Origin of the sequence: Mesorhizobium carmichaelinearum, assembly GCF_900199455.1 — a bacterium.
In the GTDB taxonomy this organism is placed as follows: Bacteria; Pseudomonadota; Alphaproteobacteria; order Rhizobiales; family Rhizobiaceae; genus Mesorhizobium; species Mesorhizobium carmichaelinearum.
Genome location: NZ_FZQR01000003.1, coordinates 94,577 through 115,460, shown reverse-complemented (window position 1 = coordinate 115,460; position 20,884 = coordinate 94,577). Strand labels below are relative to the sequence as shown.

15 protein-coding genes are annotated in these 20,884 nt (G+C 62.2%); 8 read left to right on the top strand and 7 right to left on the bottom strand.

Annotated elements, in window-relative coordinates:
* Nucleotides 1–6 precede the first annotated feature (6 nt).
* The 5 genes from CKW40_RS07245 to CKW40_RS44330 all read left to right on the top strand — a co-directional run bounded on the left by CKW40_RS07245 (nt 7) and on the right by CKW40_RS44330 (nt 2,479).
* Nucleotides 7–564, top strand: a complete 558-nt coding sequence (locus tag CKW40_RS07245) for an invasion associated locus B family protein (protein ID WP_095199282.1) — start codon at nt 7–9, stop codon at nt 562–564.
* Between the two features lie 13 nt (nt 565–577).
* Nucleotides 578–1,246 carry a hypothetical protein gene (locus CKW40_RS07240; RefSeq protein ID WP_095199281.1) on the top strand — a complete coding sequence of 223 codons (669 nt, stop codon included), beginning with the start codon at nt 578–580 and terminating at the stop codon, nt 1,244–1,246.
* 37 nt (nt 1,247–1,283) lie between these two features.
* A complete protein-coding gene (locus CKW40_RS07235) occupies nt 1,284–1,745 on the top strand; it encodes a DUF4189 domain-containing protein (protein WP_095199280.1) in 462 nt (153 codons plus the stop codon).
* Nucleotides 1,730–2,278, top strand: coding sequence for an invasion associated locus B family protein (locus CKW40_RS07230; RefSeq protein WP_095199279.1), 549 nt, complete (start codon nt 1,730–1,732; stop codon nt 2,276–2,278). The genes CKW40_RS07235 and CKW40_RS07230 overlap by 16 nt, the downstream gene beginning before the upstream one ends.
* A 102-nt stretch (nt 2,279–2,380) precedes the next feature.
* Nucleotides 2,381–2,479 carry a putative RiPP precursor gene (locus tag CKW40_RS44330; protein WP_198421140.1) on the top strand — a complete coding sequence of 33 codons (99 nt, stop codon included), beginning with the start codon at nt 2,381–2,383 and terminating at the stop codon, nt 2,477–2,479.
* 22 nt (nt 2,480–2,501) lie between these two features.
* On the opposite strand, the gene CKW40_RS07225 is transcribed toward CKW40_RS44330, so the two are convergent.
* The 7 genes from CKW40_RS07225 to CKW40_RS07195 all read right to left on the bottom strand — a co-directional run bounded on the left by CKW40_RS07225 (nt 2,502) and on the right by CKW40_RS07195 (nt 16,111).
* A complete protein-coding gene (locus CKW40_RS07225) occupies nt 2,502–3,833 on the bottom strand; it encodes an HlyD family type I secretion periplasmic adaptor subunit (protein ID WP_095199278.1) in 1,332 nt (443 codons plus the stop codon).
* A 13-nt stretch (nt 3,834–3,846) separates the two neighbouring features.
* Nucleotides 3,847–5,676 carry a type I secretion system permease/ATPase gene (locus CKW40_RS07220; RefSeq protein ID WP_244571143.1) on the bottom strand — a complete coding sequence of 610 codons (1,830 nt, stop codon included), beginning with the start codon at nt 5,674–5,676 and terminating at the stop codon, nt 3,847–3,849.
* A 78-nt stretch (nt 5,677–5,754) separates the two neighbouring features.
* The gene (locus CKW40_RS07215) at nt 5,755–9,750 is read right to left on the bottom strand and encodes a DUF5801 repeats-in-toxin domain-containing protein (RefSeq protein ID WP_095199277.1); all 3,996 of its coding nucleotides are present in this window, start codon (nt 9,748–9,750) and stop codon (nt 5,755–5,757) included.
* Nucleotides 9,751–10,056: 306 nt separating this feature from the next.
* Nucleotides 10,057–10,698 (bottom strand): response regulator transcription factor, encoded by a 642-nt coding sequence (locus CKW40_RS07210; RefSeq protein ID WP_095199276.1) that lies wholly within the window; start codon nt 10,696–10,698, stop codon nt 10,057–10,059.
* Nucleotides 10,699–11,098: 400 nt separating this feature from the next.
* Nucleotides 11,099–11,311: a DUF768 domain-containing protein gene (locus tag CKW40_RS07205; RefSeq protein ID WP_095199275.1), complete on the bottom strand. Its 213-nt coding sequence runs from the start codon at nt 11,309–11,311 to the stop codon at nt 11,099–11,101.
* Between the two features lie 95 nt (nt 11,312–11,406).
* Nucleotides 11,407–12,924, bottom strand: coding sequence for a calcium-binding protein (locus CKW40_RS07200; RefSeq protein WP_095199274.1), 1,518 nt, complete (start codon nt 12,922–12,924; stop codon nt 11,407–11,409).
* A gap of 418 nt (nt 12,925–13,342) precedes the next feature.
* Nucleotides 13,343–16,111, bottom strand: a complete 2,769-nt coding sequence (locus tag CKW40_RS07195) for an AMP-binding protein (RefSeq protein WP_244571120.1) — start codon at nt 16,109–16,111, stop codon at nt 13,343–13,345.
* Between the two features lie 293 nt (nt 16,112–16,404).
* On the opposite strand from CKW40_RS07195, the gene CKW40_RS07190 reads away from it, so the two are divergent.
* Genes CKW40_RS07190 through asnB form a run of 3 tightly spaced genes read left to right on the top strand, consistent with a single transcriptional unit; the run spans nt 16,405 to nt 20,883 of the window.
* Nucleotides 16,405–17,628 carry a glycosyltransferase gene (locus CKW40_RS07190; protein WP_095199272.1) on the top strand — a complete coding sequence of 408 codons (1,224 nt, stop codon included), beginning with the start codon at nt 16,405–16,407 and terminating at the stop codon, nt 17,626–17,628.
* Nucleotides 17,625–18,884: an O-antigen ligase family protein gene (locus CKW40_RS07185; protein ID WP_095199271.1), complete on the top strand. Its 1,260-nt coding sequence runs from the start codon at nt 17,625–17,627 to the stop codon at nt 18,882–18,884. The genes CKW40_RS07190 and CKW40_RS07185 overlap by 4 nt, the downstream gene beginning before the upstream one ends.
* Before the next feature lies 1 nt (nt 18,885).
* A complete protein-coding gene (gene asnB, locus CKW40_RS07180) occupies nt 18,886–20,883 on the top strand; it encodes an asparagine synthase (glutamine-hydrolyzing) (protein WP_095199270.1) in 1,998 nt (665 codons plus the stop codon).
* The last annotated feature ends 1 nt before the right edge of the window (nt 20,884 follow it).

Below are 20,884 nucleotides of genomic sequence, written 5' to 3'. Positions count from 1 at the left end.
GCAGGAATGAAGGGACTTGCCGCACTGACTTGCCTGGCGCTCTGCGGCGGCCTCGTGCCGGCTGCCGGGCAGGTTGCCTCGCCTTACAGGATCAAGCCTTCGGATGTGGTGCTGCCGCCCGACGTGAAACTGGGCGATTACCAGCGCACCATCCGTCCATTCGAGAATTGGACGCTGATCTGCGACGAGAACCTCAAGGCCCGCAAGAAGGTCTGTAATGTCTCGCAGGTGATCGAGGATGCGTCCGGCAAGATGGCCTTCAGCTGGTCGCTTGCCGCAACGCAGGACGGCAAGCCCTACATGATCCTGCGCACCGCGCCGAATGCCAGGAGCGATGGCCTGGTGTCGCTGAAGTTCGACGGGCGAGGCCAGGCGATCGACGTCCACCTGAACGGTTGCAACGAGATGGTCTGCGTCGGCATGTTGCCGGTCGGCCCCCTCATGCGCCAGCAGATCTCGCAGAATGCGACGCCGGCGGTCTCCTATTCCACCGTCGACGGCAAGACGATCACCGTGACCGCAACACTCAAGGGGCTGTCGGAGGCCCTTTCGCCACTCAAATAACCGGGACAGCACCATGAGCCAGCAGGACCAGTTCATGTCCGCAAAACGCAGCAGCCCGACCGTCGAGGCGGATCGGCAGCGGCTCGTCGAACCCAAGCGGCGGCGATGGCCACGCGTCGTCGGATTTTCATTGTTGGGGCTCGTGGTGGCGGGCCTTGGCTTCGCCGCCGGCAACTATGCCGCGATCGCCAATCTGGTCGGCAGCGCGACGGCCGCACAATCCGAGACAGCCAACCCGGCGCTTCCGGACACGCCTTTCCTCGAGCATGTCAAGCAGGCCGGGGTGCAGGCCTGTTCGACCATCTATCCGGTGCTCGGACAGATTTTGACGACCGGCGCGAAATACAGCGTCAAATCCCTGTGGAACGACCAGGCCGCCGACAAGCATGCCGTCCAGGCCTTCGTCGGCATGGACTATGCGACGGAACGCTATAGCGGGCCGGCCGCCGGCGTCGTTTTCGCATCGCCCACCGCTTCGGGTTGCGAGGGGACGATGGTGCGGGTGGCGCCATTCGCCAGCCCGTGTGCCGACATCCCGTCCATTCTTCCGCAAGGCAGCAAGATCACCGACCATCTTGGACAGGTCGAGGTGTACGAGCTCGGCGGCAACGCCGGTGAGGCCCTTCTCCTGCCGACGGGCAAAAGCTGCGTGGTGATCTCCGTCGCTTCGGCGGCAAAGTGAGGCGAAGCGAGTGGGATCAAGGAAAGGGGTGCCGACCATGAGATTGCGGGCTTTGGCAGTTTTGGGCTTGACCTTGTTGTGGAGCGGACAAGTCGTCTCGGCCGACCTGGTAGCACCGTCGGAGCCGCAGCAGGAGGAAAAAGGCATCTGGGCGGCCATCGCCTATTCGCAAGCCGATAGCAAATACGGCTTCTTCTGGGGCGCGGACAAGCGGCAGGAGGCGAAGGACATCGCGCAGAAATACTGCGAGAACGCCGGCGGAAAGACCTGCAACGTCGTCACCGTCTTCCGCAACCATCGCCATTGGAATGATGACGACGAAACCGGCTTTCCCTACAAGCACTGCGGCGCGCTCGCCATGGCCGACAAGGTCGAGAACCGTTTCACGCCCTGGGGCGTGAACTCGGCCGAGACCCGCCGGGAAGCCGAAGACCTTGCTTTGCAGGCCTGCGAGGCGGCAGGGGCCAAATGCAAGATCCGTGAATGGGTCTGCACATGAAGCGTGGCCTCAAGGCCGTCTGCGCATGCGGGGCAATCGCATTTTCATTGATGTCGCCCGCATCGGCACAGCAACAGGTGGCGGCTGTTCCAGATGGGCCGTCATCGCTGCGCGAAGTCTATCAGGACTGGAGCGTGGCTTGCTCTGTCCAGGAGAATGCGAGGGTCTGCTCGCTTTCGCAGGACCAGGTCCAGAAGAACGGCCAAAGGCTCCTCGCCGTGGAGATACAGAGACGCGCGGACGGGTCGACGATGGCTACCTTGCTTCTGCCCTTCGGCATCTTGCTTGATTCCGGCGTGACGCTGCAGATCGACGATCAGCCGCCCTTGTCCCCGCAGCGCTTCAGGACCTGCCTGCCAACGGGTTGCATCGCGGTGTTTTCCATTGACCGTTCGGTGCTTGGAAAGCTGAGGGGAGGCGAGGTGCTGAAGCTCAATGTCACGACCGACGCCGAGACGCCACTGACGTTCCCGGTGTCGCTGCACGGACTGACCGCGGCGCTCGACCGCATGGTGGCGTTGAGCGCACGGTGAAGGGAAGGGCGGCTGCCTTCGAAACCAGCCGCCGCTGGTCCCATGGAACGTTGGCGTGCCGAGGTCGTTTAGTCCCGGTGCCACCGCCAGCGGATCGTGATGATGAAGAAGACCTACGTCAAACCCACGCTTGTGAAACGCGGAAAACTGACCGAGCGCACGGCACAGATCGTGGCATCCGGGGTCATATTGGGCGAGTAGTCGTATCTCCTGGCGCCTCCGACTATTTCTCCCGCATCGCCCGGCGGAAGTTCTGCGTGATCGGCTCGGCGAGGTAGGACAGCACGGTGCGGGCACCTGTCCGGATCATCGCCTCGCTCGACATGCCGGGCAAGAGCTTGCGGCCCTCCAGCTTGGCGAGTTCGTTTCTGTCGATCAACACGGTCGCGGCGAAATAGGGTGCGCCGCTGCGCTCCTCCACCATGCGGTCGGCCGACACGATCTCCACGACGCCGTCGAGCGGCGGCAGATTGTAGCGGGCGAAGGCCGGGAAACTGACGCGCACGGGCTGTCCGGGGGCGATCGTCTCGACATCCTCCGGCTTGACCATGGCCTCGACCACGAGTTGTTGTTCGAGCGGCACGACTGTCATCAACGTCTCACCGGGTTTCACGACACCGCCCGCCGTGTGGACCTTCAGGTCCATGACGATGCCGTCAACCGGTGCGGCGACATTGGTCCGGGCGAGCACGTCCTTTGCGGCACGCTCCTGCTGTCCAAGGTCGAACAATTCCGCCTCGACCTTGCTCAGATCCTCGACGGCTTCGTTCAGCCGCACTGTGTCGAGGTTCAGGATTTGCATGTCGATCTCGGCCATGGCGCTTCTGGCACGGGCGATCGCCGCGGTGTTGGTAGCGCGCTCCCCTTCGATCTCCTGCTGTTGTCGTCTGAGCAACAGGTTCCGCTCGCGGGTGGTCAGCCCCTTCTTGAGCAGACTATCGAGGTCCTTGGTTTCAGCCTCGATCGCCTTGATCTGCGTGTCCTTGGTGACGATAAGCTGCTCCAGTCCCGTTATCTCTTCCTGGGTCTGCTGACGGCGCTGGCTGAGGATTTCCCGTTCGTCTTTCAGATTGTGGTGCTTGGCCGCAAACACGTCACGCTGTGCGGCAACGGCGTCCTTCGCGGCGGTGGCGGGATTTGCGAGCAACGCCGGATCAAACGCGATCTCGGCCTTGCCGTCACGCTCGGCCCTGAGGCGCGCGGCCAGCGCCTCACGCGTGGCTATCCGGTTCTGGATCAGGTCGAGCTGCGCCTTTGCCTGCGTGTCGTCGAGCCGGACGAGGATCTTCCCTGCCTTGACGATATCACCGTTGGCGGCGTTCAGCTCCGCGATGATACCGCCCTCAAGGTGCTGGATGAGCTTGCGGTCGCCGGCGACCTTGACGACGCCCGGTGCCACCGCGGCGCTGTCCAGCGGTGCCAGGGCGGCCCAGCCCCCGGCCACGCCGAAGAACAGGAACAGGATCGCGAAACCGGTGCTCGTCACGCCCAGGAGGCGCAGGGGTACTGGTTCCAGCAGGGAGGGCGGCGGGACGGGTAACGGCACGATGTTCATATCTGTTCCCACCTCATGCCTGGTTCGCCACGACAGTCGTGCTCAATGCGCTTTGACGCGACGTGCGCTTTGAAGAGGGACGTGGCCCGTTGCCGGTGCCGATCACGGCGGTGGAGATTTCCGGCATCGGACTCGCTGGTATCTGGGTTACCGGGCGGATGCGCGCGGCGAGTTCGTTGAAGACATGGTCACGTGAGCCGAAGAGGTCTTGTTGACCCCGGTTGAGGACCAAGATCTTGTCGACCTTGTCCATGATGTTCGGGCGGTGGGCGATCAGGATAATGGTCGTGCCAGCCGCCTTGACCGCGCCGAGGGCCGCGATCAGGGCGTCCTCCCCCTCGCGGTCGAGATTGGAATTGGGCTCGTCCAGGATGATGAGTGCCGGATCGCCATAGAGTGCCCGCGCCAGCCCGATGCGCTGGCGCTGGCCACCCGACAGCACCGCGCCGGATTCGCCGATCTCGGTGGCATAACCCTTCGGCAGCCCCTTGATCAGTTCGTGGACTCCCGCCAGTTGCGCGGCCTTGACCACCTTGTTGAAGACCGCCGGGTTGACATTCGCGAAGCGGCAGATGTTTTCGGAGACGGTTCCGGCGAAGAGCTCGATGTCCTGCGGCAGGTAACCGACATAATGGCCACGGTCTTCCGCCGCCCATTGGGCAACGTCCATGCCGTCCAGCAACGCACGCCCTGCGGATGGGCGCCAGGCGCCGGCCAATATCCGTGCCAGGCTTGTCTTGCCGGCCCCGCTCGGGCCGATCAACGCCATGGCTTCACCCGGATTGAGCCGGAAGCTGATGCCCTTCAGGATGTGCTCGCCACCCTGTCGGGCCAGCATGAGGTTCTCGGCCTCGAACCTGCCTTTGGGACGGGGTAGTGGCAGAACCGGCGTGGCTTCCCGATGCTCTCCGGCGACCGCGGTGAGACGCCGGTAAGCGGCACGCGCTCCGACCGTCGCCTTCCATGTGCCGATCGCTTGCTCGACCGGGGACAGTGCGCGCCCCATCAGGATCGAGGCGGAAATCATGATGCCGGGCGACGCCTCGTTGCGAAGCACCAGATAAGCGCCAAGACCCAGTATGGCCATTTGCAGGGCCAGCCGGTGGCAACGCGCGATCGCCGCGATGACGCCGCCACGGTTGGCGGCGAGAACCTGCCCCTTGTTGGCCTCGTCCTGCTGGGCCTTCCATCCCTCCAGCAGTGGCTTCAGCATGCCCATCGCCTGCACGACCTCGGCGTTGCGGATCGCCGCCTCGGCCTGCACATAGGCTCGCGACTGTGCGTTCGCCGCCTCGGTCAACGGCTTGCGCGTGAGGTATTCGTTGAGCACCGCCAGGGCAAACAGGACGATCCCGCCGCACAGCGCCAACCAGCCCAGCCAAGGGTGCATGACGAATATGGCGGCAAAGAACAGCGGCGCCCAGGGCGCGTCAAGGATCGGGAAGATGCCTGGGCTGGTGAAGAAATTCCGCACTTGATCAAGGTCGCGCAAGGGGCGGGCGTTGGCATGGCCGGGCGCCGAGGCGGCATATTCCACCGATGCGGTCAGAAGAACCGGTGCCAATCGCGCGTTCATCCACGATCCGACGGTAGCCAGCAGACGCCCGCGCACCACCTCCAGCCCCGCCATCGCCGCCAGCGCCGCCGCCGCCATCAGCGACAGCATCACCAGTGTCTCCAGGCTGTGGCTGGACAACACGCGGTGGTAGACCTGCAGCATATAGAGCGCCCCGGTCAGCATCAGCACGTTGATGCCGCCGCTGAACCAGATAAGCGGCCGGATGGCGCGTCTGGCCTCCTTCATCACCACCCGCAAGGCAGGGGGCTGTTGTCTGTCTTTCATCATCGCGATGACATCTCCGTGCAACGGATCGCGGGAGGCAGTGCGGGGGCAGCCATGGCTGCCCCCGTTGGTCTCGTGTCAGGCGACATCGACAAGAATGTGCTGCGGCACCGTCTGGTCCAGGTCCGCGTCCGCCACCTTGAAGGCGAAGTCGAGATGGGCGTCGACTGTCCCACTGCTCTGCTGCACAAAGCCGATGTCGACGATCTTCAGGACATCGTTGTCGGTCGGGTCCCAGGCCGTCAGGTTGGTGGTGGCGCTGCTGCCGCCATTGACGCCGATGGCCCCGTTCAGGTTGATGGCGTTGCCCGTCAACTCATTGGCGCTCTGCATGATCTGAATGCCCTGTATCTGGTAGGTCTCGCCAGCGACCGTGTAGTCGTTCTGTTCGAGGATGAGCAGGGCATCGTTGTTATCGAGCGTGAACTCGGTGCTGTAAGGGGAGGGGACATTGGCGTTCCCTTTGATCAGGTCCGAGTTCTGTACGTTGACCGCTCTCGTTATCTCGGTCCCGTTGGCATCCTTCAGGTCGAGGATCAGGATCAGGTCTTCACTGTTGCCGATGCCGTCGAACTTGATGACGACACCGCTGGCCTTCGCGGTCGGGTCAAGCCGCTCCGTGCCACCGTCGGGGGCCTGCGGGTTCACATCCGGCAGGATGTTCTCCGTGAAGAACCGCAAGGTCAGGGCTTCACCCTTCTGGATGGTATCGCCGGCGACCCCGTTCGTCGCCTGGGTTGCGGAAACCCAGTCTTCGTGGAGGTTGGTGATCATGTCGTGGGCACCCTGCGTGAACGCGGTGTCCGGGGTGTTTCCGCCAGTAACCGCTCCGTCGCCGGTCGAGTTGAAGCCGAACCCGATGGAGTTGGTTGTCGAGTTCGCGGTGAACTGCACGAAGAACGGATCCGGATCGGCGTTCGGCGTCAGCTGCTCCGCGACGATCAGCGGGTGTCCGGTATTGCCGGTGGGCGCCTTGGCCAGCAACTCGTTGGTGTGCAGCACGTCGAAGCTGAAGCCTTCGAGCGGGTCGGTCAGCTGGATGGTATAAGTGTCGGCAACCTTGTCGAAGACGAGGGTGCCGGCCGCGGTGCCCGTCTGGACGTTAGGCGCCGGATCCTTGTCGTAGGTGAAGCTGAAGTTGAACGTCGCGGAGAGCGCACTCTCCGACGCAAGCGTCACGACCGGGTTGAGGATATTACCACCACCGCCGCCGGAGATCGTTCCGGTCAGGTCGATCTGGATACCTGCGAGGTTAGCGTTGGCATCGACAAAGTCAGAGTGCGTGGCGTTGTAGAACGAAGCCGGGTGGCTGTCCGCGCCGATGTCGTAGCCGAAGGCTCCGGTGGCCGACGCGTTAAGCGTGTTGGCCAGGGTCTCATGGGTTCCGGGAGCGCCGCTCTGGTCACCGTCGAACGGCACCGTGATCGTCGGACCATCGTCCTTGAAGACGAGGTTCGTGCCAATGTCGAGGGTGGCCGATTGGTGATCACCGTCCTTGTCGGTTATGGTCGCGGTGAGCTGGACCAAATTGTCAGCGTTCAGGGTCTTGCTGTCGTCGGGGTCGCTGGCATTGGCGTGGACCACCGCCCGGAGCTGATCGAGGGTGGCGCTGCCTGTGGCATCGACGGAGACGGTGAAGACGAGGTCGTTGCTGCCACTGGTGCGGCCTTCCAGGACGAGGCCATTGAGCGAGAGGACGACCGCCTCACCGGTCAGCGTATCGACGATGCCGGTTGCGCCGGCATTGAAGCCCAGCGCGTAGGTCAGCGTGCCGGCGCCGTCGGCGCCGAAGGCCGAACTGAAGTTGGCGGCGAAGCTTTGCGTGGCGTCAGGCCCTAGCGTGGTCTCGTCGACGGTCAGTGTCGGCTCGGTGCCGGTGGTCGAGATGCTCGGCCCGTCATCCTTGAAGATGAGGTTCTGGCCGATGTTGAGAGTGGCCGCCTGGTGGTCGCCGTCCTTGTCGGTGATGGTGGCGGTGAGCTTGACCAGATTGTCGGCGGTCAGGGTCTTGCTCTCGTCGGGGTCGGCGGTCGGATGCACCACCGCCCGGATCTGATCGAGGGTGACGCTGCCGGCGGCGCTGACGGAGACGGTGAAGACGAGGAGGTTGGTGGTGGCGGTGCGGCCTTCGACGACACCGCTGCCATTGACCGACAGGTTGACCGCCTCATTGGTGGCGGTGTCGACCAGACCGGAAGGGCCGGCCACGACGCTCAGCGCATAGGTGAGCGTGCCGGCGCCATCGGCGCCGAAGGCCGGACTGAAGTTGGCGGCGAAGCTCTGCGTGTCGTTGGTGGCAAGCGCGCTCTCGTCGACGGTCAGCGTAGGCTCCGTGCCCGTCGTCGAGATGCTCGGCCCGTCATCCTTGAAGATGAGGTTCTGGCCGATGTTGAGGGTGGCCGCCTGGTGGTCGCCGTCCTTGTCGGTGACGGTGGCGGTGAGCTGGACCAGATTGTCGGCGGTCAGGGTCTTGCTCTCGTCGGGGTCGGCGGTCGGATGCACCACCGCCCGGATCTGATCGAGGGTGACGCTGCCGGCGGCGCTGACGGAGACGGTGAAGACGAGGAGGTTGGTGGTGGCGGTGCGGCCTTCGACGACACCGCTGCCATTGACCGACAGGTTGACCGCTTCATTGGTGGCGGTGTCGACCAGACCGGAAGGGCCTGCCACGACGCTCAGCGCATAGGTGAGCGTGCCGGCGCCATCGGCGCCGAAGGCCGGACTGAAGTTGGCGGCGAAGCTCTGCGTGTCGTTGGTGGCCAGCGCGCTCTCGTCGACGGTCAGCGTCGGCTCGGTGCCAGTGGTCGAGATGCTCGGACCATCATCGTCGAAGTTGATGAAGGAGCCGACCTCTTCGCTGTAGGCGTTGGTGCTCGTCGAGGAGAAATGGAACTCGCTGATGTCGCAGCCTTCGTTTGCATCGACCCCCTTGACCTGCAACCGATCCATCGGGCTGCTGGTGGTGACATCGACGATGGTGACGTTGTCGAGCCCGGTTATGGTGACGGCGTTCCCGGTTCCGCTAAGGCCGGTGACTGTGATGTTGCCGCTCCCCGTGGCATAGGTGCCATCGACGGTGATGATGGATGCAAACCCCGATGTACCCGTCAACTTGATGCCGGTGATGTCCACGGGGCTGGTCGCGGTGCCGTCAAAGAAGTCCGAGCTTTGCTCGTTGCCGGTATTGTTGAAGGCGCTGATGCTGACGTCCACACGCGCAGTCGGAGTGGAAGGCGTGATCTGGTTGATCGTGAACCCGGCCTGGGTGATGGTCTCGATATGGGCGCCATACTGGATTTGCGCGGCGGTGCCGGCGTTCAGATTGCCGCCGGTCACAAAATCGACCTGCAGCGTTTCGTTCGGATTGATGCTCTGGTTGTTGACGCCGAAGCCCTGCGTGCTCACGTTGGCGGTGCCACCGTTCAAACCGATCACCAGGAGCTGCTTGGAAGCGTCATTGGCCGAATTGATCAGGTAGAAATCATGATTGCCGGGCGCGGCGGCCGAGCCCAGGAAATTGTTCACGGTGGTGCCGGTGACCGATGCGAACACCTTGTCGGTCAGATCGATGCGGTCGTCCGGATTGCTCGTGACCGGATGGAGCAACGGCACATACTCGACCGTGTACAGATCCGCATTGGTGGCGCTGGTGTTGATCAGCCCAAGCGAGAAGGCGAGCGGCCCGGTCTCGGCGGGCTCGGCGAGCGGGTCGGAGGTGCCGATGACGCCGATCACGACGTTCGCATGCGTTGCATCCTGGAACAGCCAGACATAATTGCCGTCGACCGTTTGAATTCCGCTGTTCACGCCGACGGTGGTGGAAAACGGGGTCCCGGACACGCTCTGCGTGAGAACGACCGAGGTGATGGTTTCCCCAGCGCTCGCCGAGGCCACCACGAAGTTGCTTTGGAACGCGACCTCCGGTGAGGGGAGCCCGCCCGCGGCGTCGAGACCCAGGAGGTATGTCAGCGTGGTGTTGGTGCTGTGCGGCGGGACGGACGGGTTGACATCGTCGTCCTGAAGGCCGGCGGTTTCGTCGATGATGATGTCTTGAGTTGTGATGTCGAGTGCCATGGCGGTTCTCCCCGGTTCAAAACGCATCAAGAAAAAGGGGTTTCCCCCGATGCGGATGCCCCACCAAGCGCATCCGCTGGCGCAGAAAATTGCGGCCTTTAATCCCTCAATGTGCCGCCGGCGCGGAGGGCGCGTCCATTCCCGGTTGGATAGTGTTATGGTGAATGGCCGTACCTGATCGAACGATATATATCCTTCGATAGATCAGCTCGGCGCGGGCGGTTGCGGTGGTATCACGGCCGATGCCATCAGGCGGCGTTCCGGCCCGTTGCCGACATCATGTCGATGCAAGCGTGAAAGCGATGGTCAGAGCAGGCCGGTTCGGCCCAGACGGTCGGCATCCTTGCCATGCGCTACCCAGGCCAGTTCCGCCCGGCCGCCGAGGTGCAGCTTCTCGTAGACGTGATGCAGGTGCATCTTCACCGTGCCCTCGGATACATGCAGCCGCTGCGCGATGGTCTTGTTGCGCAAGCCGCGCGAGACGAGGTCGGCGATCTCGGTCTCCCGCCCGGTCAGCCTGGACACCGGCTGAGGCTGCGGCCGGGGCATCAGCAGTTGCTGGACGATCTTGTTGTCGATCCACTTCTTGCCTGCCGCAACCGCATTCACGCATTCGATGAGATAGCGGTGACTGATGCCGTCGAGCAGCAGACCGTCGCCGTCGAGCGCCTGTATTTCCTTGATGTCGAGCCTGCCGTGTGGCTGCACGATGAAGATGACGCCGAGAGCGCTGTTGCAGGCCTTCAATCGGGAGGAAAGACCGGCGGTCTGTGGGTCCGTGATGTCCAGGCCGACGATGACGATATCGGGTCGATGGCGCTCCACATGAGGGACAACGTCGACAGGGCGGCGGCACTGGGCGACAACATCGTGTCCAGCCTTATGCAGAACCGATTCCAGACCGGCGAGATACACCGCCCGCGGGTCCGCCACAACCAAGGTCGACATGCGAACACCGTCCGTAAAAACGGAACGAACTTGTCTAAAAACCCGTAAAATCAGGTAACCAGAGCTTAAGCAGTTTGTCAAGTAACAGCTAATATATATTTGGCTATGATAGCAAGCCTGAGCTGTCCAGCCGATTGGCGCGGACACCTCGCACGGCAGCAGGTTCGGCTGACGCCAATGGTGGCAGACCTCATTTGGCCGCGAAAGCAATCCATCGTCGCAGGTTCACCTGCCCATGTCGCTACTGGTGTCGGTGACCTAGCTCAGCCCATCACGTAGGAAGGGTGCCTGAAGCATCAAGGAGGCTTGGTGACCTCCCATCAGTTGAGGGCCGCAACAGGTAGAAAATACATCCGGGCAGACGTCAGGCCTCGCGTTGTCGACGCGGCCGGATGCGCAATCATTCAGTGTCGCGATGATCGAGCAATTCAAGCATGGTGGACAGCATGCTTCCAACTTCTTCCGAGATTTCCTCCGGGCGAATTCCCGCCTTGATGGCGTCCGCCGTCACCCGGTCAGCGAGTTTCGCTGCAAGGAACGGATCGGACTTCGAAATGGGTGGAACATTAACCTCCACCCATTTCTGCAGGAATTCGATGCCCCGAGCGCTCATGACGGACTAATGCGCGCTGGAGCGATTTCGTTCCGCCGAAGTATGTTCAAGAAAACGTCAGACCCTTGTGATCAGGGCCTGACGTTCCCCAAGGCTCACATTACGAGGAACGAAGACGCCGTCAACGACAGATGCGGAGCAAGGGTGGCAAACTGGATCTGATGCGCGCCGCCCGAGCCATCGGCGTCGAAAGAGAGGGCGCCGGTCGAACTGTTGTAGATAATGTGGTCGCTGCTGTCATGCGCACCCCTGCCGACGTGGAATGCCGAGGTGGGAAGGGTGCTGCCTTGAAGGCCGGTAAACACAGTGTGGTCGAGCAGGATCTTGTCCTGGGCCACATTGAAGTCGGTGATCTTGTCGACATTGCTGGTGTTGAGAGCGGATTTGAAGACAAAGACATCCGCGCCCCCATTTCCCGTGAGAACGTCTTTCCCGCCACCGCCGTTGATGTAGTTGTTGCCGGCATTGCCATCTACGGTTTGGGAGAACTCGTTTCCTTTGAGATTGATGGGGGAGGTGTCGGACTTGCTCGTGGTGGCGAGATGTTCGATCTCCGAGCCGGCCGACAATACATAACTCACCGATGCCAGCACGGTATCGTTGCCGCCGCCCTTCAGTTCCACCACCTTGTCGCCGGCGTTGTTGACATAATAGGTGTCGTTGTAGCCACCACCGATCAACGTGTCGACGCCGGTCGTGCCCTTAAGCACATCCGCGCCGCCCGTGCCGTAGAAAGTGTGATCGCTGGTCGAAGGCACGGTGCTGACCGGGGGCACGGTGCTGACCGGGGGCACGGTGCTGGGCGGGGGCACGGTGCTGGTCGGCGGCACAGTGGTGCCAGTCGTATCGCCGGTCGAAGGTGTGCTTGTGGTGCTCTGGTTGTGCTGAAGGAAGAGGGCCTGCAGTGCCGACGAGCTGCCAAGCGCCGTATCGCCCTGTTGAGAACCCCAGGCATAGGCATAGTCGAAGGCGGGCGATGGCGCCACCTTGGCCCAGTGGTCCAACATGGTCTGTTCCTGGGTGACGGTGGGAAGGACATATTGGCCGCCCGTATCGGTTGTGAAGCTGCCGCCCCCAAACGTCTGGTAAACCGGAACGATCTGGCTGACCGGGATGCCCGAGGCGACAGCCGCGGCCACGCTCCTGTCGATCATGTTGTAGTCGACAGTGCTTATCCCGGTGCGTACCGGGTAGGGATCCACGCCGTAATAGTCGATATGCGTGTTGGCAGGATTAAAAGTGTTTGAAAAATCGGGATTTGCGGAAGACCCCATGTTCATCATGGTGATGAAGGTCTTGGCGCCGGGCAGGTTTGTGTGGATCCAGTCGGATTCCGCCTTCAGATTCGCGGCGGTGGCATAGGTTCCCCATTTGCCGGTCGGGTCCGGCTCATCGACGAGGAAGAAGCCAAACACCTTCGGATTGCCGATGAAGGGCGTGACTTTCTGGATGAAGGACGAGGTTGCGCCATTGGCTTCATTGAGCCAGACCAGACCTTTCGTGCCAGCCGGCAGGGCGTTGAGTTGGTCCACGGATGAAACGTCGACAAGATTGAATCCGGCGGTTGCGACCTCGGAGGCCGACCCACCCGAGGCGTAGTGGAGGGTTGTCATGCAAATATCCTTCGTCCGATTCGGTAGCGCCCCATGCCTGCCTATTGGAAAGGATATATTAGAGCCAAATCAAATACCTGCGCCCGTTGATAGAATCGTTGATCATGGCCAGGAGAGCCTACGTGATTGGAAGGCTGTCTTGGTCCCAGGACTTGCCGACTATCTAGTTCAGGATGACGTTTGGTTGGATCTTCATCCTGATCTATCTAACTCTTTGTCGAAGCATGATCTTTTCCGAAAACCGGTTGCCAGTTTTCGGAGTCGTGCTCTAAGATATTTTCAGCGCGACAACGCAGGACCAGACTGTCCCTGCCACGGCGGCGGCCCCACCGGATTTTGTTGTGGATCTATCGGGAAGGTGGACGAGCATCCTGTCTGATTTCAGCCTCGGAGAGTGCGCTTGGCGGTCGTCCATCCACTATGCGCCGCTCACCAGAAAGGCTCTTTCTATCAGCGGCCGGTTGTGGCTGAGATACGGTTCAACCAGCATGTCGAGGTGCCCGCCGACGATCGGGACTATGCTCAGACCGGCCAGGGAAGCACTCCAGCCGAGATCTGTCGGAACGCCCTTGCGCTTGCATCGAAACAGGGTGGCGGTAATCGGCAGCACGGTCTTTGGTTGCGCGAGCCATTGGGCAAATGCGCGCATCCGCAGGATTTCCTCGAGCTCAAGGCGCAAAATGAATCGTGTCCTGGCGAAGGTCTTCCATTTCAGCCAGTCGATGCCTCTCGCGAGCAGGGCCTCGGCACCAAATGTGGCAAATATCTTGGCGAGAGCCCGCAAAAGCATGCGATCCACCGTCACTCTATGGGTGTGGATGCGCTGGGCGGTGCGTGCGAGAGTTTCACGGTAATTGTGGTGCCCAGGGCCGATATTGGTGTCGAGGATTCCCAGGAACGTGATCGATCGACCGGCGGCAGCGAGTTTAGCGGCAACCTCGAACGCAACGCCGCCGCCAAGCGAATAACCGATCAGATTCACATTGCCATTTGGTTGGGCCTGGTTGATCTGGTCGACGACCGCATCCACCATCCGCGGTATGGTGCAATGTCCCTTCAGCAGATCGTTCAGATCCCCGTAGCGCACGGCAACCACCCTGACGACATTGCTCATCTCGGCACCGAAGGCCGCCAGGCTTGGACCGTAGCCGATCGATCCGGGCACGATGAACAAAACGGGCCTCGGGTCGGAGGCCTCGACGAGCGCGCTGGTCGTGTCCTGCCCTGGAGACGCTGCCCTGACGACATCGGCAAAGCTCATCCCGACCGTGAACGCGTCCAGGTTGAGTTCCCGCCCCAGAGCCGTCTCAAGTTCCATGACGAATTGCAGCAGCTTCAATGAATCGCCACCGGCATCGTCCCAGCTGCTGCCAGCGGCCCTTTTGCCCGGCAGAATCCTCTCCCATACGGCCGCCGCGGTGCCTTCGATATCAAGCGGGTTCGCCGCCTGCCGGACGGTAGGCGCATTCTGGGCGTCTTGCGCCTTCAGTGCGCGGTCCAGTTCCCGCAACTTGACGCTGTCGACCTTGCCGCCCTTGAGCTGCGGTATCTCGGCAATGCTGTGCAGTCGCGTTGGATGGACCGCCGGCGGCAGAGCCGTCCTGATCATCTCGCGCAATTCAGCAATGAGTTCGCTTCCGCCAGATCTCGCGGGGACGACAAAAGCCACCAGTTCGTTCGCGTCCGTGACCACCGCAACGGCATCATTCACCTGAGGCGCCCGGCGCAAGACGAGTTCCAACTCGGCTGGTTCGACCCGTCTCCCGTTTATTTTGATCTGGCGTCCCTTTCGCCCGACGATCCACATCATTCCGGTATCGTCGACCTTGATCAGATCGCCCGTTGCGAAGGTTCGAAGCCGAGGATTGCCGGAGTTCGCCTGAAGAGGGGCGTTTTCCCCATCCGTCCAATAGCCGAGCGTGGTGTAGTTGCCTCTGATCAGCAGCTCTCCTTCATCGCCCGGGGCGACCTCGCAAGCGTTCTCATCCACGACGGTGTATTCGATGCCGGGTAGGACGAAGCCAACCGGGACCGTTGCACCTCGTTCCGGGTAGCCTTTCGGCAGGAACCATTGCGTGCCCGTCGTTTCCGTTGACGAATAGCTGATCTGGACAAGACAGGACTCGGGAACGCTGTCGCGGAGCCGATCGATGTCGGACCACAGGATCTTTTCTCCGCCGACCCGCACGATCCTCAGGGAAGAGAATGCATTGAGCGCAGCGCCATTCATCAACACACGCAGCAGCGCCGGCACGAGATAGACGACCGTTACCCGCCATTTCTCGAAATTTTCGCGGACGGCGCGAATGCCGACGCTTTCGATGTCGGAGAGGTACAGTGTGGCGCCGCACAGCATCGGGGTCATCATCTCGCGGCATCCCGCGATCGTCGCCGGCCCGGTCAGCGGCATGAACACGTCGTCGGGACCGAAGTGACAGGCATCCACATATTGCTGAACACGTTGGAGGATCGCCCGCTGGCTGTTCACGACGCCCTTCGGCGCCCCGGTGCTGCCTGACGTGTAAAGAACGATTGCCGGGGCATCGATCGACACTTCGGACGGCAACACCGGCAAGCTGCCATCCGGCGTCGCGGCCATGCAACTCGCCGCATCGATCCATTCAAGTGAGCAGGCATCCGGCCAGCCGGCCGGCTTGCCCGGCCCTGGCTTGACGATCACGGCCAGCCGCGCGCTGGTGGCAATTGCAGCGAGGCGCTGAAACGGATCCCGGGGATTCAACGGCACGGCGGGTCTGCCAGCCCGCATGGCGGCCAGCATGGCCACCGGATACCAGAGGGTATTTCCGATAAGAAGCCCGACCGCCTTGCCCGGTGGCGCCGAACCAGCAATCGCACCCGCCAGGGTTTGGACTGCGTTCAGGAGTTCCGAAAAGCTGAGGGATTTGGAGCCGTCGCTGATCGCGATCTTGTCCGGGTATTTTTCGACAATCCGCTCCAGGTGAAAGAACGCCGATTTTTCGGAGAAGTCGTCGCCCATCCGTGGGAAGAGGCGGCTGGTTGGTCCGTCCATGTCTAGAGGACGGGTGGAGGCCTGTTTCCATGTGAAGCCATCTGGAAGGCTGGTGTTGCGATTTGCCACAACATCTTGATCCGTCGGTCCGCCAACGAACGGTAAGGTGCGTGCAAAATAGCTTTCTAAACGCGGGCGCCCCGACGTTTCCAACACAGCCCCCTTGCTTTGCTGACTGGTTTTGCAGTGTCGTACGCGACCATGTTGGCCCTTGCATCGTCAGAACGAATGAGTTCCGGGTCAACTCATCGATCCGACAGCAGTCGTCGTTGCATCGCCGCATCGTCCAAGCCGTTGCTTCATTCAAACAGACGAGGACAGCGCGAAGGCCTGCTCCTAGCGTGGACTTGGGTGTTGTGTGTGCAGGGGCGATGAAACCGGGCCATGGAAACAGATAGGGCCAGCGGTTTTGCGCGATTGGGATACTGCCGGCATCCAGGAGGGACGGGATGAGTCCGCATCTGGTTTGCGTTGGAGGCGAGGATCACCGGCTTAGAATCCCGTTCCTTCTGGCGCTGCGTGAGAGGGGCTTTCGGGTCACTGCCGTCTCGAGCGATGCCGGAGGCGCCTTTTCACCCCATGGCATTGCACATCGCCGGCTTGCTTTCGACCGCTTTGCCAGTGGCGGTGGAGAATGGAGCGCTGTCAGCGCAGTCCGCAACTTGATGTCCGAACTGCGTCCGGACATCGTCCAAAGTTTCGACACCAAGCCCAACCTCCTGACCCCTTTGGCCGTGCGCGGGCAGGTTCCGGTCATTCGCACCATCAATGGGCTTGGCTGGACATTCTCGTCACGGGAACCGCGGGCGCTGGCCCTGCGTCCGGTCTTTTGCGGCCTCCAGTGGCTGGCGTCACTTTGGACAGCCGTGACCGTCTTCCAGAATCGCGACGATCAGGCCTTCTTCGAGCGCTATCGGCTGGTGGGTCGCGGCAACGGGCGGCTGATCCGCAGCTCCGGCATCGACCCGAATGCGTTCTCGACAGCAAGGTATCGTGGCCCTTCCGCCACCACGATGCGCGAGGAACTTGGGCTGCAGTCGGCCGAGGTCATAATGTTTGTCGGTCGGCTGACCCGCCAGAAAGGGATCCCGACCCTCATCAAGGCGGTCCCCCGCGTCCTCTCCGAGAGGCCCAACGCGCGTTTCGTGCTTGTCGGTCCGCAAGACTCCGAAGGTCCGTTTGCGGTCAGCAGGTCCGATATCGAGCGATATGCTCCTCACGTCCTCGCCTTGGGGCCAAGGCGGGACGTTCCGGCTCTCCTTGGCATGGCGGATCTGTTCGCGTTTCCAACGCAGTATCGCGAGGGAATTCCGCGCGTCCTGCTGGAAGCGGGATTGTCCGGATTGCCAATCGTCGCTTCGAGAATGCCCGGCTGCAATGACGTGGTTGAAGATGGCTGGAATGGCTACCTCGTCGCGCCGCGCGATGCGGATGGCCTGGCATCCAGAATAATCGATGTTCTGTCCGACCGCGCCCGTGGCAAGATCATGGGCAGCCGTTCCGTCGGCCTGGTGCGGGAGCGCTTTTCGCTGTCGTGGGTCGTCGACCAGTATTGCGACCTATACAAGACCGTGCTCGACGGCAAATACCGCGGCAGCCTTGCTCGATCAGCGCCCGCGATCTTGCGGGAAGAGGGTGCGCGGAACCCCCGGCTGGGTGAGGCGCGGCAATGATCCGTGATGCGCTCCTGGCCTTCGGCGTCGCGATGTCCTATGCGGTGCAACTCAGCATCCCGGGGCTGCCGTTCGGCTATAGCGAACTGTTCCTCTCGCTCTGGATATTGCTGTCGATCACGCGGATCCTAGCTGGCGGCCGACTTGAGGCTACGCCGGCCCTGGCCAAGCTTGCACGTTTCTGGCTGATCCTGACGCTTACCCTGGGCGTGGGGTCTATCATCGGCTTTCTAACGACCACACTGTTCCTCGATCCGTTGTTGCATGACACGATGGCGTACGTGCTGTTGGCCTGCGTTACCTGTCTGGCTGCAGCGGAGCCCAACGCGGCCCTCCGTTTACGCCGTATCGCCTGGTGGATGATCGCTGTCGCGAGTGCAGGCTTTGTCGTTCAGCTAGGGCTTGGTTTCGGCTGGATCCATCAGTCTGGCGTCGATCCCTGGTACTGGGACCGTTTCTGCGGTTGGTCCGACAATCCGAACCAGCTTGCGCTCTACTGCGCGCTGCTTGGTCCCTTGGCCCTGCATCTTGCCACGACCACAAGCAATCCTTGGGGAAGATGTCTCGGGTTGTGCAGCCTGATCCTTACCTTCTATGTCGGAAGGCTGACAAAGAGCGATACCTATCTCTATACGACTGTCCTGGCTTGCCTGATCCTTCTCGGACTGCGGGTCCGGGCCTGGCTGACAAGCGACGGCGGCAAGGTCAGCCTTCCACGGCAACTTGCCCTGCTGTTCGCCGTTGGATTCCTTCCGTTGGCCATATCAATGGCGCCTTACGCCCTCAGCGAGGCCGCCAGCGCCGAAGACTTCGCCAAGAGCCTCACCAAGGACAAGGGCGGGGAAGCGACCGCGGAAACCGCGGCACTTCGCCTCTACCTCTGGGAGGAGGCATTGAACAAGGGAGCAGGATCTGGATCTCTGGGTCTCGGTCCAGGCCCGCACCTTGATACTCCCCCCGTCGTCAATCAGCAGTTTCTGCCGCGGCCTTTCGAAGCCCATAGTACAATCCTCGATCTCTACACTCAGGGCGGCCTGATTTCAGTCCTGGCGCTGCTGTGGATCCTTGGCTCGGCCGCCTTGTCAGCGTGGCGTGCGAGACTGGACGTCCTCGTGGCGCTCGTAGCCTCGATTGCTGTCTTCAGTGCTCCGCACCTGATCATCCGCCATCCGATCGTGTGGTTCTGTCTGACCCTGTGCCTTGTTGCTGGAACGCCGCAGGCGATCCCCGCGACCGTTCGCCAGAGGAGATATTAGAATGTGCGGGATCGCCGGAATTCTCTTGGCGCCCGATGCGGCCGATACGAATGCGCTCAGGGCGATCGGGCCGATGGCGATGGCCCTTCGTCATCGCGGGCCTGATGGCGAGGCGTTCTGGATGAGCCGTGAAGCCGGGATCGCCTTCGGCCACCGGCGTCTGGCCATCGTCGACCTGTCGGAGGCGGGTCGCCAGCCGATGCACTCCGCAAGCGGCCGGTATGTGATCACCTTCAATGGCGAGATATACAATTTTCGCGATCTGCGTCGCGAACTCGAAGGGGCGGGCCACCATTTCCGCGGCACCAGCGACACGGAAGTCATGCTGTGCGCGATCGAGAGCTGGGGCCTCGACGCGGCACTCCAGCGCTTCGCCGGCATGTTCGCTTTCGGCCTGTGGGATCTAAAGAACCGGATCCTCCATCTCGCCCGCGACCGAATGGGCAAGAAGCCGCTCTATGTCGCCTCGACGCGTGAAGCGCTCGTCTTCGCCTCGGAGTTGAAGGCGATCACGTGCTTCCCGGGCTTCAACCCGGAACTCGACGTCGATGCGGCGGCAACGATGCTTTCGAAAGGGTGGGTGCCGGATGACCTTTGCATCTGGCAGGGCGTGTTCAAGCTGCCGCCCGGTTCAGTCCTGTCGGTGACAGCGGCGGATTTCGCCAGTGCCCGCGGCGCAGGCTCGCTTGCGCATCGCATTCGCCGCTGGTGGTCGCTGGCCGATGTCGCCAGCAAGGCGCAGCGGGATCCGATTGCCGGCAGCGACGAGGACCTCACGACCGAGCTCGACAGGCTGCTTCGCCTTGCCGTCAACGAACGCATGATCGCCGATGTCCCGCTTGGCGCCTTTCTGTCGGGCGGGATCGACAGCTCGACGGTCGTCGCCCTGATGCAGGCACAGTCCCAGAAGCCCGTTCGCACCTTCACCATAGCGTTCGGTGAGAGCGGGTTCGATGAGGCTCCTCATGCGGCCGCGGTTGCGCGGCATCTGGGCACCGATCACACCGAACTTCACCTTTCACCGGCCGCGGCGCTGGAAGCCATTCCGGAACTGCCGCGGATCTGGGACGAGCCGTTCGCCGATGAGTCGCAGATACCGACGCTGCTGGTGTCGCGCCTCGCCAGGCAACACGTAACGGTGGCGCTATCGGGCGATGGCGGCGACGAGTGCTTCGCCGGCTATTCCCGGCACTTCCTGGCAAACCGCCTCAGAAGGCAGCATGAGTTGCCGTCGTCATTTCGTCGGATGTTGGCGGCGGGGGCCGGATTGCTGGCTCAGGCCTCCCAGAAAGACATCTTCGACAGCCTGCCGCTTTCGGCGAATATGCGGCACGGATTGCGCGGTGACCGGTTGAACCGGCTCGCCCGCCTGTTCGCGGCGGCAAATGAGGACCAACTGCTTCAGCGGCTGACGGAATCTTCGACCAACAACCTTCTTCATCACAAGCCACCGGCATCGAATGCCAGCGCGGCAAAGCTCGACGACTTGCTATCGCGTCTCCTGTTTGACGACATGACCGGCTATCTCCCCGGCGACATCTTGGTGAAGCTCGATCGCGCCACCATGGCCAACAGCCTTGAGGGACGATGCCCGATCCTAGACCATCGCGTCGTCGAATTCGCCTGGCGCCTGCCGAGCAGTGCCAAGGTCCGAAATGGGAAGGGCAAATGGATCCTTCGCCAGCTCCTTGATCGTTATGTACCGCGCTCACTGGTCGATCGGCCCAAGCAAGGTTTCGACGTTCCGGTCGGGGCCTGGCTGAAGGGACCCCTGCGCGACTGGGCAACGGATATCATCGCCACGATACGCCTGTCCGGAGACGGGCTCATCGACTGTGCGAGGGTCGACGCATGTTGGCGCGATCATCTGCGTGGAAACCAGGATCATTTCCGTGACCTGTGGCCGCTGCTGATGTTCCAGGCGTGGCGCAACGAAGCCATGCGGCCATCAGCGCCGGCAACGCGCCCTTCTTATGATATTGAACTGACAGGGGATTGAA